We start from the raw sequence: 25,729 nt of genomic DNA, 5'->3' as shown, positions 1-25,729 counted from the left end.
CCGGTGTCAATGACGGTATTGCTGGATGCGCGTGGTGCGCAGGCCGGCAAGGCCGTATTCGTCAATGGAAGCCTGCCAGGACAGAAACTCCTCGGTCGTCAACTTGTAGCGTTGGCACGCTTCGTCGAGACTGAGCAACCCTCCCCTGACCGCTGCGACCACTTCCGCTTTGCGGCGGATGACCCACCGGCGCGTGTTGGTCGGGGGCAGATCGGCAATCGTAAGCGGGCTGCCGTCCGGCCCGATAACATATTTGACACGCGGTCTAACCAGATCGGTCATCGTACTCTCTACTAAAAACTCAAAGACCCAATCACCTGCCACACTAGCGCCACAGCTTTAAAAATTGCCTAAGCGTCTACTAAGAGCTAAGTAACGAACGTGAACGGATCGTTAGACTCTCCGTCCGCAATTTAACCATCTGCCCAGTTGCCTGATTGCGCGCCGGAAAAAGGCGCATCGGCCCGGTGCGGGTGGCACTGCGGCGAGGCTTGACCTATATTGCAGCCATTGGCATGCAGCCGACCTAAAGACAGCGGAACGCAATCCCGATGAACAGCCTGGACCTGCCCGGACGCCCCGAAGACACCCGCGTGGTTGTAGCCATGTCGGGCGGTGTCGACTCTTCCGTCGTGGCAGGCCTGCTCAAACAGGAAGGCTACGACGTCGTCGGCGTCACGCTGCAACTCTACGACCATGGCGCGGCCACCCATCGCGCCGGCTCGTGCTGCGCCGGCCAGGACATCGCCGACGCCCGCCGCGTCTCCGAGACGCTCGGCATCCCACATTACGTGCTCGACTACGAGGAGCGCTTCCGCAAAGCCGTCATCGATCCCTTCGCCGAAAGCTATGTCGCCGGCGAGACGCCGATCCCTTGCGTGTCGTGCAACCAGACCGTCAAGTTCGCCGATCTGCTGGCCACCGCGCGCGAGCTGGGCGCCGATGCGCTCGCCACCGGCCACTACATCCGCTCCAAGCAGAACGGCGCCCATCGCTCCCTCTACCGCCCCGTCGATGCCGACCGCGACCAGAGCTATTTCCTGTTTGCCACCACCCAGGAGCAGATCGACTATCTGCGCTTTCCCCTCGGCGGCATGTCGAAGCCCGACGTTCGCGCCGCGGCCGAGCGCATGGGCCTGACGGTAGCCGCCAAGCAGGACAGCCAGGACATCTGCTTCGTGCCACAGGGCAAATATTCCGACATCATCGCCAAACTCAGGCCCTCGGCCGCCAATCCCGGCGACATCGTCCATATCGACGGCCGGGTGCTTGGCCGCCATGAGGGCATCCTGCGCTACACCATCGGCCAGCGCCGCGGCATCGGCATCGCCTCGGGCGAGCCGCTCTACGTCGTCCATATCGATGCCGAGCGCGCGCGTGTCGTCGTTGGCCCGCGCGAGGCGCTGGAGACGCACAAGATCTTCCTGCGCGGCATGAACTGGCTCGGAGACGGCGCCCTGTCGGCGGTGCCGGCTGGAGGCCTGGAACTTTATGCCAAGGTGCGCTCGTCGCGCCCGCCGCGCCCTGTCGTGCTGCACCATAAAGACGGCGCCACCTGGGTCGAGCTCGTCGACGGCGAGTCGGGCATCGCGCCGGGCCAGGCCTGCGTGCTCTATTCCGACGAAGGCAACGAGGCGCGCGTCTTCGGCGGCGGCTTCATCGAGCGCTCGGAGCGCCATGCGGATGCCGAAGCCATGCTGTCGCGGCTGGCCGCGACGCCCGGCTCCATCGCCGCGGAATAAGCGCGACATCCCATGCTCGAAGCGGCCAAGCGCTGGGCGCGGCTTCTCAAGCGCGACGTCGTGGCGCTCTATCTCGCCGCCCGCAGCCCGCTGACGCCATGGTTTGCCCGCGTGGCCGCCGCCTGCGTCGCTGCCTATGCGCTGAGCCCCATCGATCTCATTCCCGATTTCGTGCCCGTCCTCGGCTATCTCGACGACCTGCTGATCGTACCGTTGGGCATCTGGCTGGTAATCCGCATGATCCCGGCCGAACTGATGGCCCGCTTCCGTGCACAGGCAACCGAGATCAATGCCAGGCCGCGCAGCCTGGCCGGTCTCGCCTTCGTCGTCCTGGTGTGGCTGGCGGCCCTCGCCCTTGCCGGCTGGTGGCTGCTCGGCTGACGGGTCGCCCCCGCGACGTGGCGCCGTCACCCTCTCGCCTTTTTCGGCCGTATGATCCGGCCTGGGCCGAGATCGGCCATCCAGGAGGTAATGTGCTTGTTTCCTTGCGGCGCGTTGCAGCGCTGGCAGTGACACTGGCGATGAGTCTCGGGCTTGCTTTGGCCATCGGACTCGGAGTTGCCCATGCCGGCTGGTTCGGCACCTGCCAGGACGGAACCTGTGAATTGGTAGCCCTGGTGTACGTGATGCCATCGCTTGGCGTGGCCTTCTACATCCTGGCGCTGGCCGTCTTTTCAATCCTGGTGATCAGGAAGCAGAACAAGAAGAGGCTGCAATGACCCGCCTGCTGTTCCGTCTTTTCGGCCTCGCATTATCCCTCGTTCCGGCCGGCGCAATCGCACAATCATCCGGATGGCGTTTTCCGGACGCCACCGAAGCCGTTCCGGAACTGATTGAGCTGTGGCAGGCCAGCAACGCGCTTTGCCGCAGCGCCAACGGCGGTGACGTCAAGGTGGCCGCCGCCTGCCTGTCGCGATCCGTCTACGGCTTGGCCCTCAACGAAAGGAACTGGTGCCTGGGGACGAAGGCACAGGCCAATGCCAAATGACGTGGCACGAGTGCCGCGGCGACTCCCTGCGATTTCCTGCCTTCACCGTCCCTGCCTATTGAAGGCGGGACGGAACGCGGGCGGCACCTCGCTGGTCGCGCTGCTCAGTCGTGCGTAACCGTGCCCGCCGTCAGGATCCTGAGTACGCCCAGCGCCTCGTCGGCGCCGGTGCGCGGCTCCTCGCGCGTCTGGATGCAATGGATGAAGTGCTCGAGCTCGCGCGTCAGCGGCATCGCGTTTTCGAGCGCGATATAGGTCGGCTCGTTCATCGTCGACGTCCACTGCCCCTCATCCTGCCACACCGCATGACGATACAGCGCAAGCTTGCGCTCCAGCGGCTCGCTATCGTCGAACACCGCCATGCCCTTGGTGCCGACGACGGTCAGCCGGCGCTCGCGATAGGGATTGAGCCGCGAGGCGAACAGATGGCCGCGCAGGCCGTTGGGGAAGCGCATGTGCAGGTGGGCGAAATCGCTGAGGTGATTGAGCACGGCGGCACCCTCGCCGCGCACCTCGATCGGTGCCGTGCCGGTGATCGCCAGGATCATCGACAGATCGTGCGGCGCCAGATCCCACAGCGCGTCGTTCTCAGCATGGAACTTGCCGAGGCCGAGGCGATGCGAATGGATGTAGCCGACCTCGCCGAGTTCGCCCTTGTCGACCAGCGCCTTGAGCCCTTCGAAGGCCGGGTGGAAGCGCAGCACATGGCCGGTCATGAACACGCGGCCATTGTCGCGCGCCGCCTGCACCGCGCGCTCGGCGTCGGGCACGGTCAGGGCGATCGGCTTTTCGACCAGCACGTCCTTGCCGGCTTCGACCGCCCGAATCGCGAAATCGGCGTGGAATTGCGGCGGCAGCGCCATGACGATAGCGTCGACGTCCGCGCGCGCAAACAGCTCGTCCGGCGTCAGCGCCAGGCAGCCATGTTCGGCGGCGAAACGTTCGGCCCGGGCCGGATCGACGTCGGAGACGGCATGAAGGGCACCGAGCGACTTCAGGGTGCGGATGTGATTACCGCCCCAATAGCCGCATCCAAGGACTGCAATACGCGGATTCATCAGGCTCTTTCCAGGGGGATTTATGTCGGCAGACATAATGTCCGGGCCGCTCTAACTCAACCCCGCCGCCTGCGCCATAACGGCCCAAGGCATGACCAAACGGCAGCTTGCGAATTTCCCGAATGAAGGCGTCATCCATGCTTGACAGGTTCGCCCTGCCAACCTTATATCCGCCCGACCTTGGCGAACGCTTCGACGCCTGCCCCATCCGTGGGTGGAAAAGTTGGACTTTCGCCGGCCCAGGCGGGGTAGCTCAGTTGGTTAGAGCACGGGAATCATAATCCTGGGGTCGGGGGTTCAAGTCCCTCTCCCGCTACCACTTTAACGACACGGCTGTTTTCTGCGTCGTTAAAGCTGCAACGCTCTCCCGCTACCACTTTTTTTATAAGAAAATCAAAGATTTAGAAACTTGGAAGGCCACCCATTCGGTCGCTTCCATGTTGCACCATATTGCACTGAGAGTTCCCTTGGTTTCCAAGCGTTTCCACTGGCGCACGGCCAGCCGACGCGACATGGAACGCGACACAAAGGGTGACGCGATGACCGCGAAAACTCTACGTCGCCGCATGTCGGAAAAGCGGCGGCAGCACATCTTCTCGGAGAACTGCACCGGCCAACCTGGCACCGTGGTGCATCTGAAGCGTGAAGCTCAAGCGTCGGTCGGATATGAGTTGGCCTTGCTTCCAATCCACCTTTAGTTCGCCATACCGTGCACCAAGCGCCCGTGTAAGTGCCGGGGTTGGAAATATCATGGCTTAAAACTTGTATGCCAACCCGACACGAGCATCGTTCGCCTTGAAGGCGAAGCTGCCACTCCCGAACCCTTCGCCAAGTTCAGATCACCACAATCCGTGTATCTGTACTCTTCCCGAAAAATGCCTGATAGCCAGAGCAATAATACGTTCGTTAGCATAAAATTCTTCAAAACATTCCGAACTTACCCACAGCATAACACAACATTATGTCAAGAAATTTATTGACAATTCCTAAGTTCATCTTTGAAGAATTGCCAAAACACAAAAGGATACTGGGTCTTCCGTCCGGCATCGGCGATTTCCGGGCCGTCGAAATCTTAAACGTCGCCGTCGCTTGGCCCTCGCCGCCCCTCTCGCGGATCGGCTGCATGGTGTGCGCCGTCTCGTGGTAGGCGGTCGGCAAGATGTAGGCCAGATGCCTCAACGACGTGCCACGGCGCTGCGCCTCGTCGAGAATGCGCTCGGTGCCGTCGACCTGGCCTTGCGAAAAAGGTACCGAACACGCCGGATGAGCGCACGCAAGGCCGCGTAGAAACGCGAACCGTCCTGTTGATGCACCATTGTGGGTGTCAGCGTCCCAGCCTTGTAGGCTGAAGGTTGTACTTCCAGACCCTATGTTTTACCGAGTTGCCAAGGGGAGTGACAACCATGGATAAGGCCACGGCCCGCGCAGCAAAGTTTTGGGACAATGCACCGCGTGTCGCCAATAGGGCTCGCTGGTGGCAGTCGCCCACCGTAATCCGCCACATCAATCAACGGGTCTGCGGACAGCCTATCGATGGAGCACATGCCGGTTTCCACCGTCGGCTAGCCGAGTTCGCTTCACCTATCGGCAAGGCCGTATCGGTTGGCTGCGGAAACGGTGCCAAAGAGATTGGGCTCGTCCTGAGCGGCCAGGTCAAAGAGTTCCACCTATGCCTTGTCCCCACTGGCAGTTTGTGGCTTTTCTGCCTGCGATCGTGGGAGCTGCGAAAATGTTGCTGAAGAAATTGCGCGGGCTTTTTGGCCCTGCGGAAACTGGGCGTGTATACATTACCGGAACAGGTCGGGCAGGAACCACCTTCCTGATGCAGCTTCTTACAGAATTGGGACTCGATACAGGCTTTCATGAGGACGATGGTTCGAGTTACTTCGCAACCGCTAGGGCTGGCCTGGAGTGGGATATCTTCGATCCAACCGGCCCTACGATCGTCAAGAGCCCGTTCCTATGCGATCACATGGATGACCTGTTGGCTGCCGGGTTCGAATTCAGGCATGTCATTGTGCCGGTGCGCGACATTTCAAGCGCTGCCGCCAGCCGTAAGCTTGTGCAGACACAGACCACAGGAACGGCCGATGGGATCGCTGTAGCCGGCGGTTTGTGGGGAACGGATCGCGGGACAGATCAAGCGGATGTGCTGGCTCATAAGTTTGCAGCAGTCGTTGACGCCCTCGTGCGCAATGATATCCCCACAACCTTTGTCAGCTTCCCCCGTATCACGAAGGACAAAGAATATCTGTTTGCTAAGCTCGCGCCGATTTTCCCGAACATCAGGGCAAGTAGATTTCGGAGCGCGTTCAAAAGAGTTTCGCGCCCCGAGATGGTAAACGACTTCAAGCGCCCCTAAGCCGCTGCTGCATTGAGGAGGCGGTTGAGGTGCTGCCCAAATTCAGCTGGAAGACTGGATCTACCTCGCCGTGATCATCGTCGCGCGGATGCAGGTCCTTGGTCTGCTGGTTGTCGACGTCCTCTATCCGATGGACCATGCTATGTGCGCAAAATTCAGATCGGGACATCGATGGCGTCAGCGCGGAGTCGTCAATTGGCGGGCACGTATCGCTGGCGCCATGAACTCAGCGACGACGCGGCAAACCGGCCCAGCCGGTTTCCGGGCCGCTCTACGAGCAAGTAGAACGCACAGGCCAGGGGGACAGAAAAAGCGAATGAAATGACCGCGCAGAGGACAAAAGTGAGAGCCGCCGGCAGAGACAGGGCATAGACCGCATCATATACCCACCGTGAATAGTAGATGATCGGCGCATGCACCAGGTAGAGAGAGTAGCTGATCGTCCCAAGCGCCACTGTCAGGCGGTTGACAATCGCCCGTAGGGGACAGAGGTAGCAACCCAATACCGCCAATCCCGCGGCGGCAGCCTTGCCGTGATGCTCCCAACGACCCAGCACGCCCCAACGCCACAATATGATGAAGGCTAGCGCAGCCAGCAGGCACGACGCCCCAATCCACAGGGCATTACGCCGGTGATAGAACAGCACTCCGACCTGGTAGGCGACAATCCCTGCGCCGAAGATCGGCAGGTGCCGGAAAACAGAGAGCTTCCAGTATGCCGCTGGGTCGGCCACGAAGCTTGGAAGCAATACGAGCACGGCCTCGGACAACACGATGAAGCCGACGAACATCGCACTCGCCCGCCAGGGAGTCTTTACGATGGCAAAGATAAGTGGAAACACCGCGTAAAAGGCCATCTCGACGCCGATTGTCCAACTTGCCCAGACAATACCGGCCTGCTCGCCCTCAAAGAAATTGAACACAAACAGCATACTGAGCAGGAGAGAGGTCTGCGGAGCATTCAGGCCAAATCGCCAGTAGAGGAATGCCACATAGAGCAGCAGCAGGGCATAAAACAGCGGCGCGATGCGGAAAAACCGTCTTAAATAAAAGACGATGGCCGACTGCGATTGAGAATCATGCCGCTCCATCGCGTAGTACAGACAGAAGGCGCTAACCGCAAAGAAGAGCGGCACACCGAAGCTCTCACCCACCAGCCATCTGATCCATTGCGGGGCTGGGAACGAGTGAATGTCATATGTGTGCTGAAGAACGACGGATGCGGAGGCGATGCCACGCAAGGCGTCGAGCGCGCGAATGCGCGAATTCTGACTGGAATGCATAGCCCCTCCGCTGCCGTCGCATAGGCGAGAAATGTCGAAGAAGACAATACAGAACCATGTGAAATCCTGACGCTTCTACTACGCAGCGGCGTCAGACGTTTGATAGGTCCCGGAAATGACCAAAGTTGTGGTGTTGGTAAAGTCGGCGTTGCTCAATGCCGTCGCGACCCCGGCAACCATTTTGTAAAGACCGATCCGTAGTGCCGCTTGTGAGGGCCATCAGCGCGGTATCACCAACACCCGAAGCAAAGCTGGTTGCATTTGCCGCCAGGGCACTAGCGAATGATCATGACCGGTGGCTCAACAGCGGCTTTTTCGACTACCACCATGCTGTCATGGATGTGGATTGCGGGAACGCTGCGATGCAATTGCATGTCCGACAGATCGTTCTTGATGGGCGCATACCACGCGTGCAAGCTGTCGATGATGTCTTTGGTGACTTCAATGAATGTGCCTGGACGTTTGTAGCCTCCCTGCCAATCACCTTCCCAGTAAGAGGTATGCAGATCTTCGCAAACGTAGAGCCCTCCATCAGAAAGTAACGGGAACAGCGTACGAAACGAAGTCAGCTGATGCTCGGCAACGTGGCTTCCATCGTCGATCACAATGTCTACGCCGCCCATCTCGGCGACCACCGCGCGCAAGAAATCAGGATCAGCTTGGCTGCCGATTCGGCCATGGCAATTCAGCCCAAGTGCTTCTACCTTGGCAGCCGATGTCGGCTCGATATCAATGCCGTAGATGGTGGCCTGTTCACCAAAGTATGGGCGCCAGACGTTGAACGATCCACCGTCGAATATGCCGATCTCCAGGAACCGCAAGGGCTTGTTCCGATAGGAGGTAAAATACCTGTGGTAGATATCCAGATAATGATGCCACTTTAGGGATATGCCACCAGCCTTCGTGAAGTAAAGTTCGGCTAGTGGGGATTTCGATTTCGTCGCGAGTTGCGCGATTTCTACGGGGTCTGATGTCTTGCGAAAGCCGTCCATGCTTGCCAATCTGCTTAGAGCTGTCCGCAATAATCCTCGAATAGAGGCTCACCAAACCGAAACAATTCCGCAACCTGCCACGCAAAGCATCCAACCTGGGACAAGCGTAACCTCGGACAGGATCGTGCGGCTGGCCTCAAATCTGAGTTCGGATCGGCTTGGAACCCTGAAGCGCATGCTACTCGAAGACCGCGGCTATGTCGCGCCCGACATTGTGACAAAGAGGCTCTTCGACAGCGTCCTCGATACCAACACGGGGCTGGTGGTGCTCCCTGGCGGCGAACTGGAATCGTCAGCTTCGCATATTGCAAGCTATTACGTGGACACTAGACAGCCAAACCTTGCCCAACAAGTTCGCAAGGCTGCACAGACGGAAATCAAAGAGCGGGCAATTCATGTCTTCCATCGGTCGTGCGGTGCGTATGGGCACTTTCTCCTCGATGGCCTTTGTGCGCTGGCGCTGTCCCGCCAGATGGTTCGATCCGAGGGCCTGAAGATCATTGTACCCAAGTTTCTGCCCCGGAGGGTTCAGGAAGTCTTGGTCGAATTGGGCTTCCCGCCTGAGCAACTGATTGTGACCGAAGGGAAAGTGCTCGTCAGGGACATGTCGTTGTCCAACATGTTAACTGGAGTGAACTCTTTCAAGCCGCGCCAAGATATCATCTCCTGCCTACGGGAGTTCACAGATGCGAAACGGAATGCTACGCCATCTCGCAGGATCTACCTAACTCGTGAAGGTGCATACTCGCCACGCACAGCGCGGAATGAAGTGGAGGTGGTCTCCGAATTTCAAGCTCATGGTTTCGAACTCGTAAGCCCTGCCTATCTGAGCTTCCGCGAGCAGATCGACCTGTTCTCCCAAGCGAAGGTGATTGCTGGCAATCACGGATCGGCCTTTGCCAACATGGTCTTTTCACCACCGTGCGCACAGATAATCGACCTCATGCCCGAACACTGGGTCGGGTATTGGGGTGACACTGGGTATGCAGAACGTTGGCTGTTGAACCTCACAGCGGCGTGCGACCACAACTACACGGTGATCCTTAGCCCTTCTGAGATGTCAGGAGGACCATGTCTGCCGAATGCTCCCTCCGAGTTAGCTGCGATCAAGTCTACCACCGACCTGGACGCAGTCCGTAGCGTGCTGACGACACTTTAGAGCTATTCGTCGATGTAGGTCATCCCAGTTCCTGTCGTTTTCTATTTCGCGGTCACTAGACTAGAACGCCTGGAAACAGACGCTCAAAATCAGACAAAGTAGAACCCCATGACGGGGATCACTGAAGTGTTGGTAATGTCGGCGTGGGTCAGGGCTGTTACTGCACCGGCCGACAACTTGTAGATCTGAAGGCCAGTGCCACCCGCCGCCCCCATGGAAGCCGTCAACATCGTATCGCCAACACCAGACGTAAGATTGTTCAGTTGGAGAGCTCCAATCTGCGCGGATGTGTACGGCAATCCAGTGATCGACAGATTGCCCGTCGAACTCCCCTTAGCGGTAGATCCCGCTCAGGCGGAACATCACCATGTTGCCGATGCGCGTGAAGTTGCCCGTCTGAGCGCCCAGCGTCATGCCGGTTGTGCCGCTGGCAAAAGAGAACGTCGGCGTGAATGATCCCTCCTCGTACCAATCCAAACAGTTGGGCGAGCTTCGTGCCGTATTGTTGAGAAACAGCCCCGGCACCTGCGAATAGGCGCCACGTGACTCCTGCCCGGTAGTATAGACCTCCCCGAGGTAGTCGATCCTGTCGATCTCCGCCCCGCCAACGCGGGTGATTGTCGGCGCAGCGTCCACACCCTGAAGGCCGTAGATTGCGACGCCACGGATGAGGCTGCAGAAGCATCGGCGCGGAACTCAGGCGCGTCATTTGTCCCGACCTGGTTGAACGTCAGTCCAACAACAGCGCGATTGGCGCCCGGTACCAGATTGACGGATTTGCCGAGCCCTACTGCGACCCTTGGAACGCCGAGATCTGCAAACAGAAGATCGTCAGCACTGGAGATATAGAGAGCATCCCCGTCATCGTGGGTGATGTGCAGGCCACTGAAGGTGCACAATGCGGGGTGGCGACCAGATGTCTCGTCGACCGCTCCGGTGATCACAAGGCCATAAGCTGCGGCAGAACCCGTTGAGATAGCCAGGTTGTGGAATTGCAGCGGTACATCGAGTTGACGCCTGGGCGGGCCTCGCTGTCCATGATCATGCAATAGGCAGTGATATTGTCGCACACGTTGCAGCAACGAACATGCTGGAAGATCGAGAACGAGCAGCTTCGGAGGTGCAGGCTTTTGCTTGCAAGCAGATTTCCGTCAAACTGGACCGCGTAAATGCCGCCGCCGCTCATATCTGCCGTGCCGCCTGGCGGGCAGCCGAAGTAGCACAGCGTGCCCGCTGCGGCCCCGATCCATTTCAGAGCGGTGCCTTCCGTCGTTGTAGGGGCCACGGAGAAAGTCGCGCCGGCCTGAACGCCGCGCGGCGTCTGGCCCTCCCTGAAGACGCTGATGGTTTCACTTGTGGCATAGACCTTTTCATGAACTGGAGGGTGATACCCACGCCACCGAGTGTAAGCGCCGCATTGATGGCCGGGCCGTCGTTGCCGATGGCATCCGAACCGACGCGTCCGGAACGACGAGCGAAGAAGTGACCGAGACCCTTGCTCGCCATCTGGAAGAGGCTGGCGACAAGTTCGCGACGTAGATCGCGTTCCACGGTCTCTCCCCAATCCCGGATTGCCTGCTTGCTCGGGCGATGTGTGCCCGACGATGGAACGCTGTCCTTCATCGCATCCTCCTAGGTGACGGTCACGAACCCGGTCGCCACGCTGGCGGGAAGACGACCAGGGCAAAGCCATTAAGGCCGCGAGCGCGCTTCGGCACTTCTACGCGTCATGGTCGATCGATCGGCCGCAAGATGGTGGCCTCGGATTGCCGGCGAAAGTCGTCCAGGAACGCCTTGGGCATAGTTCCATCGTCATGACCATGGATACGTACGGCTACCTGTTCCCACGCGGTGACGACGCCGACGAAATGGCGGTAGCAGAGAAAGCGCTTCTGGGATGAACGCGACATAGACGCGACACATCGTCAAATTACTTAATAAAAACAATAGGCCGCCCAAGCATGATCATCCTGTGAGGCAAGCCCTCTCCCGCTACCACTTCCTTCCTCCGGAATGATGCCTCTGAAGTGGCGCCTCTCGGCCTCCGCGAGGCGCAATGGCCGCGATCGTTCGGCAACATTAACGACCATCGTCTCGCGCCACCACGGCCATTCATCTCCGCGCTCTTTACCATGACCAGCCGATTTTTGCAGGTGTCGGCGGCGGGGCATGCCTGTCCGTGGTACATCCCGCTATAATGCCGCTCGTTTCGAATGTGCCGGGATGGTTCGGCGGCGGCGCGGCCGCGCATGTGAGGCAAGATACTGGTGGGTTTCCTGAATTTCCGACAGCAGAACAGGCCGCAGGGGCGCGAGCGGGTCGAACTCGACCTGTCCGACACGGTCGTCTACGCCGTCGGCGACGTGCATGGCTGCTTCAGGGAGCTGCGTTCGCTCGAGGCAAAGATCGTTGCCGACGCGGCGACGCTGCCCGGGCGGAAACTCATCGTCATGCTCGGCGACTACATTGACCGCGGACCCGATTCGGCGCGGGTGCTCGACCACCTGATCGCCCCGCCGCCGGCCGGCTTCGATCGCATCTGCCTGATCGGCAACCACGAGGCCCAGGCGCTCGACTATCTCGACGGCAGGCTGTCGCTCGAGCGCTGGCTCGCCACCGGTGCCCGCAGCGCCCTGTTTTCCTACGACATCGACGCCGAGCATCTGGCCGAACTCTATGGCAGCAGCGGCAAGCTCGACGAGTACATCCGCGCCAACATTCCGCGCGACCACATGCAGTTCATGCGCTCGCTGCCGATCATGGCCTATTCGGAACGTTTCCTGTTCGTGCATGCCGGCATCCGGCCGGGTGTGCCGCTTCTCGACCAGAAGGACGACGACCTTCTCTACATCCGCGAGGAGTTCTTCGAGGCGTCACGCCGGCTCGATCGCTGGACGGTGCACGGCCATACCCCTGTCGACTTCCCGCGCATCGAAGGCCGCCGGCTCGACATCGACACCGGTGCCTTCAAGACCGGCCGGCTGACCGCGGTGCGGATCGCCGACAAGGGTGGCCGGCTGCTGTTTTCCTGACATGCCCCTAAAGGGCAGCCCGTCCTGCTCATGACGGCTCCGGCCGTCAGCCGGCGACCTTCACCTTGGGCTCGCTCTTGTCGACATAGTAGCTGGAATATCTCTCCAGGAACTGTTCCGAGCCGCCATAGGCGCCGTAACGCGGCAGCTTCTTCAGATCGACCTTGTTGAGCACCAGGCCAAGGATCTTGCTGGCGATCTGGGGCTCCGCATTGAGCGCCGAGCGGACCAGCGGACGCGGCGTCGCACCCCATTCGGCCACCAGCACGAAGCCGTCGGCAAGCGGCGCGAACGCCTTGGCGTCGACCACCGGGCCGAGCGGCGGCAGGTCGACGATGATGTAGTCGAAGGTCGCCTTGGCATCATCGATGAAGCGCCGCATGCCCGCCGAGGACAGCAATTCGCTGGTGTGCGAGAAACGGCCCCGGACCACTGCCGGAACGATCGCCATCTTGGTCTGGCGGTCGACCTTGATCACCGACTGCCAGCCCTGGTCGTTGACCACCGCCTCGACCAGGCCTTGCTCGGCATCAATGCCGAGGCTGCGGCTCAGGCCCGGATTGCGCAAATCGGCGTCGATCAGCAGCGTCTTGGCACCATTGCTGGCGATCAGGCCGGCGAGATTGGCGGCCACCGTCGACTTGCCCTCGCCCGGAAGCATCGAGATGACGCCGATCACCTTGCAGCCCGTGTCCTGCAGCACGACGTCGCCGGCGATCTTGGTGCTGCGCAGCGTCTCCGCGAACATCGAGGCCGGGGCGTCGACGGCGATGCGCATCTTGGCCCGGCGCTTGGCTGCCTCGGCGGCGCGCGTCGGCGGCTGGGGCGGCGGCGTGCCCATCTTGCCTGTCTCGGTCTTCGGCGCCTCCTTCTTGTCGTCATTCGAACCGAGCAGTGGCAGGTAGCCGAGGAACTTGACGCCAAGCCGCTCGCGCACGTCCTCGGCGGTACGGAAGAAGCGTTCGTTGAACTCGTTGAGCGCACCGAAGGCCGCGCCGATGACGACGCCGAGCACCAGCGCCAGCCCGAACACCATCGAGGTGCGCGGGCTCGACGGGCCGCGCGGCATCGTCGCTTCCGAAATCACCCTGACCTTGGCAATGGGGAACGAACGCTGCTGCGACGCCTCCTCGTAGCGCGACAGGAACGTCTGGTAGAGCGTGCTGAGCGCGGTCGCCTGCTGCTGCAACTCGCGCAGCCGCACCTGCGCCTGGTTGGCGCTGGAATTCTGGCCGGTCGCCTCCGAGACGCTGTTGCGCAGCGCCGTCTCGCGCGACTGCGCCACCTCGAATTCGTTGCGGTAGGTCTCGGAAAGCTGGCTCAGCTCGCGGAAAATCTGGTTGGCGAGGTCCGTCTGCTCTTTCCTCAAGGCCACGGCCTGCGGATGATTGGGACCGAAGCCGGCCGAAATCTCCTGTTCGCGTTTGGTGACGCCCGAATGGCGCTTCTTGAGGTCGGAGATCAGCGGGTTTCCGGCCACCTCGGCCGACAGGGTCGAATTGCCGACGGCCGCTTCCGGCCCGCTTTCGACGATGGTGCGGTACTGCTCGTAGCGCGCCCGCGCCTTGGCGGTGTCGGCCTGGGCCAGGATCAGCTGGGCGTTGAGGTCGGACAGCTGCTGTTCGGCGATGGTTTCGCCGCGCGCTGCCGCCAGGCCGTTCTCGGCGCGGAATTTCTCGACCTCGAGCGCCGCCTTCTGCGAACTCGAGCGCAGCTCTTCCAGCCGGCCCTGGAGCCAGACGGCGGCCTTTTCGGTGGCGTCGAAACTCGCGTCGAGCTGGTCGGCGACGAAGGCGTCGGCATAGGCCCTGGTGATCGCAGCCGCCAGTTGCGGATCGTGCGCGCTGTAGCCCATGGAAATGACGTAGCTGCGGCCGGAGCGCTCGGCGATGATGTTTGCCTGGAGCATCGCCACCGCCTGCTCCTTGCGCGCCGCTGCCGCCATCGCCTTGCGCTGCGCCTCGGTGAGTTCGGTGCCGCCCGCGACGTCAGGGGCGGAGCGGAATATCTGCAGGAAGCCGCGGGCATAGCCGACCAGGGTCGACAGCAGCGACTTCGGCGGCTGCATGAAACTCGGGTTCTGGTCGAGCTTTTCCTTGTCGACGACCACCGCGGCCAGGCGTGCCGACTTGATGATCTCGATCTGGGAAAGGATCGCCGCATCGGTCTGCATGTTGACCGGCGTCGCCGAAACCTCGTCGACCATCTTGTTCATGCCCTCGTCGATCAGGACGCGGGTCGAGGCGGTAAAGGTCGGCGGCGTCGTCTGGAGGTAGACGAGCCCGAGCAGCAGGCCGACCACCGCGCCGACGCCGACCACCTTGGCCTGGCGCTTGGCCATGGCCAGCAGGCGTTCGAGATCGATGAAGTCGCTGCCTTCACGCGGCCCCTCGCGAGACGCGGGGATGCGGTTGTTGAAGGGGAAGCTGGCGTAGTTCATCTGCGTTCCAGTTCTTGCTGAGCAGCGCCCGCTGCTCGCTGGGTTCTGGCGAAGCCGACTTCAGCTACGCAACTGCTGTGCCTGTCGGGGCACGCATCATTCAAACGTTGTCGAAGGCGAACCGTTTCATCCGCCTTCGACAGTTCATGGCTTCAGGCCGCGGCGACGTGATCGTGCTCTGCGACCATGTCGCGGATGGCGTCGAGCACGGAATCGCGGATGTCGGCCCGCTTCAGCGCAAAGGCGACATTGGCCTGGATGAAGCCTTCCTTGGAGCCGCAGTCGAACATCCGGCCATTGAACGGCCGGGCGAAGAAGGCCTGGCTTGCGGCAAGCCGCACCATGGCGTCGGTCAGCTGGATCTCGCCGCCGGCGCCGCGCTTCTGGGTGCCCAGCAGGTTGAAGATCTCCGGTTGCAGGATGTAGCGGCCGTTGATGTAGAAGTTCGACGGCGCGCTGGCCGGCGCCGGCTTCTCGACCATCGCCGTAACCTCGAAGCCCGAGCCGACGTCGGGACCCTTGCCGACGATGCCGTATTTGTTGGTCTCGCTCGGATCGCACTGCTCGACGGCAATGACGTTGCCGCTGGTCTCGGCGTGCAGTTCCATGATTTCGGCCAGGCAACCGCGCTTGCCGAACGACACCATGTCGGGCAGCAGCAGCGCGAAGGGTTCGTCGCCGATGATGTCACGGGCGCACCAGACGGCATGGCCGAGCCCGTGCGGCGCCTGCTGGCGGGTGAAGCTGGTGGCACCCGGCACGGGCAGCAGGCTTTCCAGCGACTTGATCTGGTCGACCTTGCCGGCCTGCTCGAGCGTGCCCACCAGTTCGGGATGCAGGTCGAAATAGTCCTCGATGACCGCCTTGTTGCGGCCGGTGACGAAGACGATGTGCTCGATGCCGGCCTCCAGTGCCTCGTCGACGGCGTACTGCACCACGGGCCTGTCGACCACGGGCAGCATTTCCTTGGGCATGGACTTGGTCGCCGGAAGGAACCGCGTGCCGAGACCCGCCACCGGGATCACCGCTTTCCTGACTTTCTTCATCGTGCCAATCCTCTCGATCATGTCAGTCTCCTCGTCTTGGTCTTGGCCGTCCCGGCGATCGCATCATTTGCCGGGCCGGTATGCGAACTGCCGGGCAACCCGGCGCAGCCGGACTGCGATCGGCATTCGCAGATGGCGAACCGCCGCCGGGTCCCCCAGTGCGGTTCTGATCGCCTTGAGCGGCGACCGCTGCTTGATGTGCTCAACCAGTGACAGGAATGAGGCAGCCTGCGAGAGGCTGCGCGTCCGTCGCGTGAACGCTTTTCGAGCCTCGGTGTCGAGCGTGTTGGATGCCTCGAAGGCGGCGTCGGCGCGCTGCATCGCTTCGATGTGGTGAAGCTCCAGAACCCTGGAAATCGAGCCCTTGCGGACGTGATAGGCATAGCCTACGGCCGGTTCGACGGCGCAGCGCCCGCCATTGGCGAGCGCGCTGGCGAGCAGGATGTAGTCCTCGCCGATGCGCAGATTTTCGTCGTAGCGCAGACGATGGCGCTCAAGATATTCACGCAAGAATATCGGCTTCATGTAACCAAAATTGAACGTGGATTCGAAGACGACATTGCCGCCGATGAAGTCGGCCAAGGTGAGATTCGCCAGATCTTCGAGATAACGCTCGGGAAACATCACTTCCGGCGGCGTGCCATCTTCTCGAATCACCGCGATATTGTCGACGGCCATCTCGGTGGAGCTCTGCTCGGCGCGCGCAATCATCGCCGCAAGCCTGCCGGGCAGCACGGCATCGTCCGAATCGAGAACCGCGACCCAGCGGCCGCGCGCCGCATCGAGACCGGCATTGCGCGCCCCGCCCGGGCCGCGATTCGTCTCCAGCGCCAGCACCCGGACGCGGGCGTCGGCATGGGTGCATGCAAGCTCAAGCGTTGCGTCGGACGAACCGTCGTCGACGACGATCACCTCGACGCTGGCCTCACGCTGCGCCAATGCGCTGTCGATGGCGCGGCCGAGCGTCGCCTCGGCATTGTAGGCGGCGATGACGAAGCTGACGTCAGGCTGCATCCTGGCCTCCTTCATTGCCGTAGAGACGCAGTTCGCGGGCTCCGACCAGGCCGCTGAGAACGCCGACATGCATCACGCCGCGCAGCAGGCTGCGGTTGCGGCTGACAGGCTGGAACGCGGCCAGCCCGGCTGCTGCAAAGCAATAGCCAGCCTTGGCCGAGGCCTTGGCCAACTCGCCGACCCGCCCGGCGCCGGGCCGCTTCGAGCCGAGCAACCGGCCATGCGTCTGCCCGACGCGGAAGCGCCGCCTGGTGAGCCAGGCGAACGACGCGCGTGTCGAAGGCACAGGCTCCTCCACCCAGGCCTCGGAGGCATAGGCGATGCGGCCGCCGGCGCCGAACACCTGGTCGAAGAACTCGGTGTCCTCGCCGCCGGACTGCCCGCGCGCCAGACTGAAGCGGCGGCCGGCGATTCTGGGCGAAGCCATGCGAAGCAAGGCATTGCAGGTGTAGCCGGTACGAATTTCGCCCTGGACGAAGACGGGATAGGTCGAGTGGAAGTCGCCGACCTGCATCCAGCCCGGCGCCCCTGCCCCGTAGCGTGCCTTGACCGGGCCCAGCACCACGTCGGCGCCGCTCGCTTGAGCGGTTTCGACCAGGCGTTTCAGCCACCCACCGGTCGCCTTCTCGTCATCGTCGATGAAGGCGACAAGATCGGCCGAACTGGCATCGAGGCAGGCGTTGCGGGCAAGCGAGATGTTGCGCGCCGGGCAATGCACGTAGCGGACCGGCAGCGGCAGTTCCTCGGCAAGCGCAAGGACCAGCGGCTGTGCACTCGGCACCTCGTCATTGTCGGCGACGACGATGCCGATGCGAAAGCCTTCCGGCAGCTCCATCGCCGCCAGTGAACGCAGCGTGTCGGCCAGTTCCTTGCGCCGGAACGTGCAGACGCAGATGTCGATGCTTGGCGTATCGGTCACGCGGCTCGCCCTCCTGCTGGCATGCCGGCAAGCTGGAGCCAGAAGCCGAGCGACCAGGCAAAATGCATGACCATCGCCGACACGCCGGCGAGCGCGAGGCCCGGCCTGCCGGCGCGCAAGGCCAGGGCAAGGCCGTAGCCAAGGCAGATCGCAGCCCAGGCGAGGAACGGCACGGCGAAGATCCAGTGCACGAACGACAGCACGGCAAGACCCGTCGTCGGCGCCACCATCAGTGGCACCATCTGGCGGATCTTAGGGATGACCCGGTGCTTCAGCAGGTTTTTCGCCCGCCCCCGGCCGTAGCCGAGATACTGCCGGAACAGCCCGCCAAGCGAAGCGCGCGGAAAATAGGTCATCCGCGTCTGCCCGCTCATCCAGATGCGGTAGCCGGCCTGACGCAGGCGATGGTCGAGCTCGGCGTCCTCGTTGTGGCTGAAGCTCTCGTCATAGCCGCCGATATCGCGGAACGCGGCGATATGCATCAGCGCGTGATGGCCGTGGTCGACCCATTCCCCAGAAGAGCCATGCCTGTGCTTCGAGCCGCCGGTGCCCAGCTTCGAGTTCTGCGCCGCCGCCGCCGCCTGCTGGACGGCGCCGTTGCCTTCGGTCAGCATCGAGACCACGACGGAATCCGCACCCGTTTCCCACGCCTCTTCAAGCAGCCTGTCGCAATAGTCGTCGGGATAGCCGCCATGGGCGTCGATGCGGATCAGGTAGTCGGCGCCATCGCCGAAGCGTTCGACGGCAAGGTTGATCGCAGCGCTCTGGATGCGCGCGGGATTGTCGATCAGCACGACAGTGTCGTCCCGTGCCGCGATGTCGGCAACGATGGCGCGGGTGGCATCGTTGCTGCCGCCGTCGGCGACGATGATGCGGGCGCCGAGCCGCCGTGCCGCCGGGCGAAGCTTGCCCAGCAGGCCGCCGATATGGCGCTCCTCGTTCAGGCACGGAATGACGATGATGGCGGATGAAATCTCGGTCATGAAGCTGCTTGTCTTGGATAGGTTGGGTGTCAGGCGGCGATGGCGCCGATCGTGCCGTCCCGGTTTTGGGCGGCGACGCGTTCGAGCCTTGCCACCAGGGCGCGGCAATCGGAGCGGCTGCACACCCACGTCGCGGGATCGCGGGCAAGCACCGCCCCATGCAGGGCGGCGTAACGCTCGTTCGTCATGTCCGAGAGGGTTTCCGTCAGTGCGGCGACCGACGGCTCGGACAACACCAGCCCGATCTTCTGGCGTTCGAGGAAGCTGGCAGTTTCCGTGCCGGCCATGGCGATCGGCACCGTGCCGAAGCGGCAGCCTTCATAGAGCCTGTTGGGCAGCAGCCATGTCGAGTTCTGGCCTTCCTCGAAGAAGTCGATCGCCCATGAGAAATGCACTTGCGCGTAGATGTCGGCCATGTCCTCGGGGTTTCGGTAGGCACCCTTAAACGCCAAATGGGGCTCCGATTGGACGAAACCGTGGAAATCCGGGAACTCCGATAGCGCCGGGCGACCGCGCATGACGAGTTCGAATCGGCCTTCGGCGCTGCGCGTGAAATCGGCCAGCAATTCGAGCGACTTGCGGCAGCGCAGCGCCCCGAACCAGCCGATCTTCCACGGCAGCTGCGGTACCGGTGACGGCGCCGTGTCGATCCGCGGCTCCAGTTCGAGCAGCTTGTTCTCGAGCAGTTCGATCGGGGCGTCGATCTGGCCGAAGCGCTCGAAATAGTGGCTGACGAAGGCCGGGGAGCTGGTCAGAAGCAGGCTGACATTGCGCCCGAGCAGGCGCTCTGCGCCGCGCAGGGCCTTGCCGAAGATATCCTCGCGCAGCACCAGGCGGTGGATGTCGAGACACTCGTAGACGATCGGCACGGATGACGAAAATGCGCTGCGGGCACGCTGAGCCAGCGCCAGCATTTCGAGATTGCGGGCAACGATCATGTCTGGCGCGGCGACCGATTTCAGCGACGCGGCAATGCTCGTCGCGGCAAACGCGACCGCGCCCAGCCGCTGTGCAAAGCGGCCGTCGCGCGTGATTCCAAGGTCGATCGGCGTTACGCCCTCGACGTCTTCGAGTTCTTGCGTCCGGCGGAAACCAGCGAGCGTAACGCGCGCGCCACCGGCCTTGAGCATGATGATCCTTCGGCGCACGGCCGGATCGGAAACATCATGCACCAGGTACAGAACATGCAGCATGAATTCACGCTCGCAGTTTGGCCCACCGCTGACGAGGCTAGTGCACCCATTGCTGCGCCGCAACAATTATTGACTGACCCGACCTCAATTATTGTTGCGCCGCAAAATGGCCGGGTTAGCCTTGTACTTGATTTCCCGACACGACAAATCCGAGGAGGCCAAGGCCCGTGAAGACAGTCATCGTCGAAAATACCGTCTGCCTGAACACCGGCGATGCGGCGATCCTGCTGGCGATCAGGCACATCCTCAAGACGGCCTATGCCGGCGAGTTGCGCTTCCAGGTCTTCGACAGCCAGCCCGAAGTGGCGTCGCGGCTCTACCCCAGACAAGCCTATCCGGACATCGAGATTCGCAAGCTGCTCTCGGAATCCATCTTCAAGTATCCCTATGACGACAACCGGCTGAAGAACCTGGCCAAGCCGATCTACAACCGTCTCGCGCTCAGCGCCCTGCGCCACTACGGCAAGAGCCGGGCGCTGGACGACGCGATGTTCGGGGCCGAGGACCGCCGCAGCCTCGACATGTACCGTAAGGCTGATCTCGTCGTCACGACAGGCGGCACCTATCTGGTCGAGAACTACAATCTCGAGCGGCGCCTCAACCAGTTTCGCATCGATGCGACCTTCGGCAAGGGCCCGGTCTTCTTCACCCAGTCGCTCGGGCCGTTCGACAAGGACTACAACCGCCGCGAACTGAAGCCGGTCTTCGACCGTAGCCCGCTGATGCTGCTGCGCGACGAGCGCTCGCGTGGCCACCTCGCCGGCATGGTCGACGACCCCGGCAAGTGCCATGTCGTCGCCGATTCGGTCTTTGCGCTGGCCGACACCGCGCGCATCCAGGCCCTGCTCTCGGCCGGCACGCCACCCCGGCCGACCGGCCGCGTCGGCATTTCGGTGCGGCACTGGAACTACGTCAACGACGGCGCCGACGGCATGCGCCGCTACATGGATTCGATCCGTGACATCGCCACGGCGCTGGTGCGCGACCACGGCAAGCAGGTGACCTTCGTCTCGACCTGCCAGGGCGTGCCGGAATACGCGCACGACGATTCAAAGACCGCGCGCGCCATCGTCGCCGAGCTCGATGCCGATGTGGCCGCCCGGGTCAGCGTCGATGCCGGCTTCCACACGCCCGAACAGCTGATGGAGCTGATCAAGGGTTTCGACTTCGTCGTCGCCACCCGCATGCACATGATGATCATGTCACTCTGCGTCGGCACCCCTGTGCTGCCGATCGCCTACGAGTTCAAGACCCGCGAGCTTGCCAAGCGCGTCGGCCTCGCCGACCTGCTGCTCGACATCGACACCGTGACACCCGAGGAAGCGAACGCCAAGCTCGCCGCCTTCGCCGGCAATCTCGACCGACTGCGGGCAACGACGATTGCGGCGGTGCTGGAAGAACATGTCTCGGCCATGTCGGCCGCCGACCTCATCAGGCCGCTTCTGGCCGACACCTCAACGAATGTTGCGGGCGACGGTCTTCCAGGTTTCGACAAGGGCGCGACGGGACTGGGGCACGGCGACCATGAAGCCAAGCGCCACCGCGTAGCTTAGGGCCGCCGCGGTCAGGGCCGCCACGATGTTCGACTGCGCGATGAGCGCAGCCGGCAGGTAGCCGTGGCCGAGCCAGGCGACGGCCGCCGCGACGATCAGCAGGCCCTGGACCATCAGGAAGTCGAGCGCCGAGACCGGGCCGGTACGGCCGATCAGCACCGCCAGAACCGGCAGGCGCAGCACGTAGCCGCTGATCGCATAGGCGGCGGCAACGCCGACCGCGCCCCATTTCAGCCCGACGGCGAAGGCCAGCACCGTCGTCAGCGCCGAATAGACGCCCCAGCGGAACATCGTGCTCGTCTTGCCCTGGCACATGAAGATCCAGCCCGTCGTGCTCGACACCGGCTGCATCAGCCCGGCTATGCCGAGCCAGGCGAAGATCGGCGCCACGCCGAGCCAGCGTTCGCCGAACAGGATGGACACCACCGGCTCGGCAGCGATGGTTAATGCCGCAATGCCGGGAACGGTGACGAAGGCGAGCAGCCAGTTGGTGCGCAGGTACAGCGCGCGAAAGCGCGGCTCGTCGTCCTGGATGCGGCTGAGCAGCGGCACCATCAGCCGCGACAGCGGCTGGTTGATGTTCTGCAGCGGAAACAGGAGCAGCTTGTAGGCGCGGTCGTAATAGCCGAGTTCGATCGGGCCGGAGAACTTGCCGATCAGGATGTTGTCGAGGTTGCGCGAGAAGAAGTTGACGAGGTTGAAGCCGGTGAGGTTGGCGCCGAAATGCAGGATTTCGCGCTCCACCCTGACGTTCGGCCTGCCCGGTTTCCAGCGCGTCGCCAGCCATGCGCCGAACAGCGTCACCACCGCGCCCGCCGCCGGCCCGATCACCAGCGACCAGTAGCCGAGCCCGGCATAGGCGGCGGCGATCGCCGCACCCAGGCCGGCAAGCGCGGTCGCCACGTCGTTGATCGCAAGCTGCCCGAATTGCAGGTTGCGGTTCATCAGCGCCAGCGGCAGCGCGGCCAGGCTGCCGAGCAGCAGCGGCATGGCGGCGGCCAGCGTGATGCCGGTCATCCTGGCGTCGCCGTAGAAGGCCGAAACCGCCGGCGACAGCGCAGCGATCACCATCGTGCAGATCAGGCCGGCCAGCGCGCTGATCCAGAACACCTGGTTGAGCTGCGGCTGGCTGATTTCGGGTCGCTGGATGACGGCCTGCTGCAAGCCGAGGTTCTGGAACAGGCCGACAAAGGCGATGATAGGCCCGACCGAGGCGACGAGGCCGAAATCCTCCGGCGCCAGCATCCGCGCGAGGATCACCACCGAAACGAACTGGATGCCGATCTTGATCGCCTGCGCCGCAGCCGTCAGCGCCCCGCCGCGCAGGGCGATGCGCCCTAGTTGCCCGGTGTCGGCGCTCATGCCGCGGCCCTGGTGGCGGCGAGGCGGAACAGCGTGTCGGCAAAGGCGTCGTTGAGACGAACCGAATCGAAGTCGTCTTCGATCTTGCGCCGTGCGGCCACGGCCAATTGCGCGCATGCCTGCGGGTTATCGGCGATCCAAGCCAGCTTCTGCGCCAGCGCTTCAACGTCCCTTTCGGGCGCCAAAAGGCCGGTCCTGCCGTCCTCGATCAATTCGGGAATGCCGGAGTGATAGGTGCTGACCACCGTGAGGCCCGCCGCCATCGCTTCCATCAGCGCCACCGGGATGCCTTCGACATCGCCGTCGCTGGCCTTGACGCTGGGCAGCAGGAAGACATGCGCCTCGCTCAGGCGCTGCTTGACCTCGCTGTGCGGACGCGGTCCCAGGAAGGCGACGCGCTGCGATATGCCAAGCTTCGCCGCCAGTTGCTTCATGGCGTCGAGCAGTTCGCCGCCGCCGATCACCGTGTAGGTCCACTCGATGTCGGGCCGCTTGGCCTGTACCTCGCCGAGCGCGCGCAGGGCAAACTCGATGCCCTTCTTCTCGGTCAGCCGGCAGACCGAAATCAGCGACAGCGCGGCCTCCTCGCGTGCGACCGCCTGGAAGCCGATCGTGTCGGTATCGACGCCCATGTGGTGCACGGCGACGGTGTCGGCTGCCGCGCCCGCCTCGATCAGCGCCTTGCGGAAGAAGCCATTGACCGGCAACTGCAGCGCACCGTGCCGGAACACGACCTCGTAGCGCGACAGCGTGCCGTCATGCATCGGCGCGCCGACGTCATGGCCATGGAAAATCGTCACCAGCGGCGCTGCGATCCGCCGCCGTTTCATCGATCTCGCGACGCGCAGGCCGTTGTTGCCGAAATGCGCGACGATGACATCGTACTTCTCGAGCTTGCGGGCAAAGGCGATGTCGAGCGCCGTCGACGCCTTGTCCCAGAGCTTGCCCGACCATTTGCGCAGCGCCGGGCGCAAGGGTCCGAGCGCGCCCCACCATTGCTCGACACCGCCGGGCAGGTTGCGCCAGCGCGGATCGTCGATGTTGCGCTCCTTGCCGAACGTCGTCTCGTTGCAGACGACGCCGACCTCGATGCCTCGCTCGAGGCAACCCTCGATCTGGTCGAGAACGAAGGTCTCGGACAGCGAGGGAAACCTGTCGACGACGAAACAGACCTTCATCGATGCGCTCTCCACGAACCCGGCCGGACAAACGCCAAGTCAGGCCGCCTTGTGCAGGCGTTGCGCCGCCGCGCGCTCGAGCACGCCCATGAAGGTGGCGAACTGGGCGTCGGGATCGAGCTGCGGACGCTCGGAAAACTCGCGCGCAGCCGCCGACAGGCGGTTGTACTCGACCCTGTCCTGCCACAGCCGGCGCACGGCGCCGACCCAGTCGTCCAGCGGCGCATCGTAGTCGACAACCACGCCGCCCTTGCCGATCGCTTCGGGCAGACCGCCGCGGCGCGAGCCGACGACAGGGATACCGCTGCAATGCGCCTCGGAGGCGACGCGGCCCCAGGCCTCTTCCCATTTGCTCGGCGCAAGCAGGATCTTGGTGCGGCCATAGACCGTCTTCATGTTGCTGGTGCGGCTTTCGAGCCTGACATTGCCGAGCGGCGCGATGGTCTCCTCGATGCGGGCACGGTGGTCGTCGGCCAGTTTCCAGCTTTCGACAAACAGGAACGGGATGTCGGGGCAGCGCCCGGCGATCCGCACAGCCAGCTCGAACCCCTTTTCCTCGTATGGGTTGATCAGCGTCACGAACTCGCCCGTCGTCGGCGTGGCGTAGAGCGCTGGATCGATGGTCGGCGGGATCACCGTCGATTCGATGCCAAACCTTTGGCCGTAGGCGCGGGCGGTAAATTCCGAATTGGCGATGTATCGGGCCGACTGAAGTTCGCTGAGGTCGCCGGCGAGTTCATGGAATTCGACATTCCTGAGATAGACGACCAGCGGCACGCCCTGGGCCTCCAGCGCCTTCCCGATCGGCACCGACTTGTGGCACTGGACCACCGCGACGTCGGGCCTGAGCTTCTGCACGGCAAAGCCGGCGGCTTCCCATGGGAACCACGCGCGGACCACCGGATAGCCGGGAAAAGTGTCGATGACGGCGCGTTGCCGCGTCAGCTTCATCTTGGCGCGCGCCTTGAAGCCGAACATGCCGTCGCCGAACAGGGCGGCGAGCACGGAAGCCTCATGACCATGCGCGCGCAGCTGCTCGACCAGATGATGCGTGCTCGATTGCACGCCGCCGCTGAATTCGGGCGTGTAGCCGTTGCCGCCGGCAAACAGAACCTTCATGCAGCCAACTCCTTTGTCACTCGGTCGTCCTGCCCACCCGCCTTTCGGCCGATGGAGACATAATTGAGGCCGTGGCGGGCGACGACGGCCGGGTCGTAGAGGTTGCGGCCGTCGAAGACGACCGGCGTCGACAGCTGCTCCCTGATCAGCTCGAAGGACGGCGCCCGGAAGTTCTTCCACTCGGTGGCGATCAGAAGCGCATCCGCCCCGCGCAGCGCCGCCTCCTTGGTGCCGCACAGCATCAGGTCGTCGCGCTGGCCGAAGATCGTCTGCGCCTCGTTCATCGCCTCGGGATCGTAGGCCTGG

25 protein-coding genes, 1 tRNA gene and 1 pseudogene are annotated in these 25,729 nt (G+C 62.9%); 11 read left to right on the top strand and 16 right to left on the bottom strand.

Annotation, left to right across the window (positions count from 1 at the left end):
• Window positions 1-6: 6 nt before the first annotated feature.
• A complete protein-coding gene (locus tag ASC75_RS09180) occupies window positions 7-282 on the bottom strand; it encodes a DUF1153 domain-containing protein (protein ID WP_013529904.1) in 276 nt (91 codons plus the stop codon).
• Window positions 283-551: 269 nt separating this feature from the next.
• Here ASC75_RS09180 and mnmA point away from each other — a divergent pair, with 269 nt between their 5' ends.
• From mnmA to ASC75_RS09160, 4 genes are all read left to right on the top strand, one after another.
• Complete coding sequence (mnmA, locus tag ASC75_RS09175) at window positions 552-1,742, top strand: tRNA 2-thiouridine(34) synthase MnmA (RefSeq protein WP_055973496.1); 1,191 nt, start codon at window positions 552-554, stop codon at window positions 1,740-1,742.
• A gap of 12 nt (window positions 1,743-1,754) precedes the next feature.
• Entirely contained in the window at window positions 1,755-2,123 is a 369-nt protein-coding gene (locus ASC75_RS09170) for a DUF1232 domain-containing protein (protein WP_055973494.1), read from the top strand.
• A 92-nt stretch (window positions 2,124-2,215) separates the two neighbouring features.
• Window positions 2,216-2,461, top strand: coding sequence for a hypothetical protein (locus tag ASC75_RS09165; protein WP_156381171.1), 246 nt, complete (start codon window positions 2,216-2,218; stop codon window positions 2,459-2,461).
• The gene (locus ASC75_RS09160) at window positions 2,458-2,730 is read left to right on the top strand and encodes a hypothetical protein (RefSeq protein ID WP_055973485.1); all 273 of its coding nucleotides are present in this window, start codon (window positions 2,458-2,460) and stop codon (window positions 2,728-2,730) included. The genes ASC75_RS09165 and ASC75_RS09160 overlap by 4 nt, the downstream gene beginning before the upstream one ends.
• A 104-nt stretch (window positions 2,731-2,834) precedes the next feature.
• Here ASC75_RS09160 and ASC75_RS09155 read toward each other — a convergent pair whose 3' ends face one another.
• On the bottom strand, window positions 2,835-3,788 hold the full coding sequence (locus ASC75_RS09155; protein ID WP_055973482.1) for a Gfo/Idh/MocA family oxidoreductase: 954 nt from the start codon (window positions 3,786-3,788) through the stop codon (window positions 2,835-2,837).
• Window positions 3,789-4,030: 242 nt separating this feature from the next.
• On the opposite strand from ASC75_RS09155, the gene ASC75_RS09150 reads away from it, so the two are divergent.
• The 3 genes from ASC75_RS09150 to ASC75_RS09140 all read left to right on the top strand — a co-directional run bounded on the left by ASC75_RS09150 (window position 4,031) and on the right by ASC75_RS09140 (window position 6,150).
• Window positions 4,031-4,107, top strand: a tRNA-Met gene (locus tag ASC75_RS09150).
• Between the two features lie 148 nt (window positions 4,108-4,255).
• Complete coding sequence (locus ASC75_RS25375; protein WP_156381170.1) at window positions 4,256-4,486, top strand: hypothetical protein; 231 nt, start codon at window positions 4,256-4,258, stop codon at window positions 4,484-4,486.
• Between the two features lie 1,031 nt (window positions 4,487-5,517).
• Window positions 5,518-6,150: a hypothetical protein gene (locus tag ASC75_RS09140; protein ID WP_055973478.1), complete on the top strand. Its 633-nt coding sequence runs from the start codon at window positions 5,518-5,520 to the stop codon at window positions 6,148-6,150.
• Window positions 6,151-6,341: 191 nt separating this feature from the next.
• Here the strand turns inward: ASC75_RS09140 and ASC75_RS09135 are convergent, their stop codons facing one another.
• A complete protein-coding gene (locus ASC75_RS09135; RefSeq protein WP_055973475.1) occupies window positions 6,342-7,433 on the bottom strand; it encodes an acyltransferase in 1,092 nt (363 codons plus the stop codon).
• Window positions 7,434-7,708: 275 nt separating this feature from the next.
• Entirely contained in the window at window positions 7,709-8,425 is a 717-nt protein-coding gene (locus ASC75_RS09130; RefSeq protein WP_055973473.1) for a class I SAM-dependent methyltransferase, read from the bottom strand.
• On the opposite strand from ASC75_RS09130, the gene ASC75_RS09125 reads away from it, so the two are divergent.
• The gene (locus ASC75_RS09125; protein ID WP_082496488.1) at window positions 8,424-9,584 is read left to right on the top strand and encodes a glycosyltransferase 61 family protein; all 1,161 of its coding nucleotides are present in this window, start codon (window positions 8,424-8,426) and stop codon (window positions 9,582-9,584) included. The two genes, ASC75_RS09130 and ASC75_RS09125, sit on opposite strands and share 2 nt — an antisense overlap.
• A 333-nt stretch (window positions 9,585-9,917) precedes the next feature.
• On the opposite strand, the gene ASC75_RS09120 is transcribed toward ASC75_RS09125, so the two are convergent.
• Entirely contained in the window at window positions 9,918-10,220 is a 303-nt protein-coding gene (locus ASC75_RS09120) for a hypothetical protein (RefSeq protein WP_055973466.1), read from the bottom strand.
• Between the two features lie 304 nt (window positions 10,221-10,524).
• A complete protein-coding gene (locus ASC75_RS09115) occupies window positions 10,525-10,869 on the bottom strand; it encodes a hypothetical protein (RefSeq protein ID WP_156381169.1) in 345 nt (114 codons plus the stop codon).
• Window positions 10,870-11,290: 421 nt separating this feature from the next.
• Between ASC75_RS09115 and ASC75_RS26715 the strand changes: the two are divergent.
• Both ASC75_RS26715 and ASC75_RS09110 read left to right on the top strand, forming a co-directional pair.
• Window positions 11,291-11,485 (top strand): annotated as a pseudogene (locus ASC75_RS26715) (site-specific integrase); the annotation flags it as partial.
• 366 nt (window positions 11,486-11,851) lie between these two features.
• A complete protein-coding gene (locus ASC75_RS09110) occupies window positions 11,852-12,616 on the top strand; it encodes a metallophosphoesterase family protein (RefSeq protein WP_244487797.1) in 765 nt (254 codons plus the stop codon).
• Between the two features lie 46 nt (window positions 12,617-12,662).
• Here the strand turns inward: ASC75_RS09110 and ASC75_RS09105 are convergent, their stop codons facing one another.
• The 6 genes from ASC75_RS09105 to ASC75_RS09080 all read right to left on the bottom strand — a co-directional run bounded on the left by ASC75_RS09105 (window position 12,663) and on the right by ASC75_RS09080 (window position 20,211).
• Window positions 12,663-15,056 (bottom strand): polysaccharide biosynthesis tyrosine autokinase, encoded by a 2,394-nt coding sequence (locus tag ASC75_RS09105; protein WP_055973461.1) that lies wholly within the window; start codon window positions 15,054-15,056, stop codon window positions 12,663-12,665.
• 152 nt (window positions 15,057-15,208) lie between these two features.
• A complete protein-coding gene (locus ASC75_RS09100; protein ID WP_055973458.1) occupies window positions 15,209-16,102 on the bottom strand; it encodes a UTP--glucose-1-phosphate uridylyltransferase in 894 nt (297 codons plus the stop codon).
• Between the two features lie 63 nt (window positions 16,103-16,165).
• Window positions 16,166-17,116, bottom strand: a complete 951-nt coding sequence (locus tag ASC75_RS09095) for a glycosyltransferase family 2 protein (RefSeq protein WP_055973456.1) — start codon at window positions 17,114-17,116, stop codon at window positions 16,166-16,168.
• Window positions 17,106-18,035: a glycosyltransferase family 2 protein gene (locus ASC75_RS09090; protein ID WP_055973453.1), complete on the bottom strand. Its 930-nt coding sequence runs from the start codon at window positions 18,033-18,035 to the stop codon at window positions 17,106-17,108. The genes ASC75_RS09095 and ASC75_RS09090 overlap by 11 nt, the downstream gene beginning before the upstream one ends.
• Window positions 18,032-19,018 (bottom strand): glycosyltransferase family 2 protein, encoded by a 987-nt coding sequence (locus ASC75_RS09085; RefSeq protein WP_055973450.1) that lies wholly within the window; start codon window positions 19,016-19,018, stop codon window positions 18,032-18,034. The genes ASC75_RS09090 and ASC75_RS09085 overlap by 4 nt, the downstream gene beginning before the upstream one ends.
• A 29-nt stretch (window positions 19,019-19,047) precedes the next feature.
• On the bottom strand, window positions 19,048-20,211 hold the full coding sequence (locus ASC75_RS09080; RefSeq protein ID WP_055973447.1) for a hypothetical protein: 1,164 nt from the start codon (window positions 20,209-20,211) through the stop codon (window positions 19,048-19,050).
• Window positions 20,212-20,378: 167 nt separating this feature from the next.
• Between ASC75_RS09080 and ASC75_RS09075 the strand changes: the two genes are divergently transcribed.
• Window positions 20,379-21,764 carry a polysaccharide pyruvyl transferase family protein gene (locus ASC75_RS09075; RefSeq protein WP_082496486.1) on the top strand — a complete coding sequence of 462 codons (1,386 nt, stop codon included), beginning with the start codon at window positions 20,379-20,381 and terminating at the stop codon, window positions 21,762-21,764.
• Here the strand turns inward: ASC75_RS09075 and ASC75_RS09070 are convergent.
• The 4 genes from ASC75_RS09070 to ASC75_RS09055 all read right to left on the bottom strand — a co-directional run.
• Window positions 21,666-23,126, bottom strand: a complete 1,461-nt coding sequence (locus ASC75_RS09070) for a lipopolysaccharide biosynthesis protein (protein WP_055973444.1) — start codon at window positions 23,124-23,126, stop codon at window positions 21,666-21,668. The two genes, ASC75_RS09075 and ASC75_RS09070, sit on opposite strands and share 99 nt — an antisense overlap.
• Window positions 23,123-24,304: a glycosyltransferase gene (locus ASC75_RS09065; protein WP_055973441.1), complete on the bottom strand. Its 1,182-nt coding sequence runs from the start codon at window positions 24,302-24,304 to the stop codon at window positions 23,123-23,125. The genes ASC75_RS09070 and ASC75_RS09065 overlap by 4 nt, the downstream gene beginning before the upstream one ends.
• Window positions 24,305-24,343: 39 nt before the next feature.
• The gene (locus tag ASC75_RS09060) at window positions 24,344-25,423 is read right to left on the bottom strand and encodes a glycosyltransferase (protein WP_055973439.1); all 1,080 of its coding nucleotides are present in this window, start codon (window positions 25,421-25,423) and stop codon (window positions 24,344-24,346) included.
• A partial coding sequence (locus ASC75_RS09055; protein WP_280137939.1) for a UDP binding domain-containing protein occupies window positions 25,420-25,729 on the bottom strand: 310 nt, incomplete at its 5' end. The genes ASC75_RS09060 and ASC75_RS09055, both read right to left, overlap by 4 nt.

This window comes from Aminobacter sp. DSM 101952, assembly GCF_001424795.1.
GTDB lineage: Bacteria > Pseudomonadota > Alphaproteobacteria > Rhizobiales > Rhizobiaceae > Aminobacter > Aminobacter aganoensis.
This window is presented reverse-complemented; position numbering and strand designations above follow the sequence as displayed.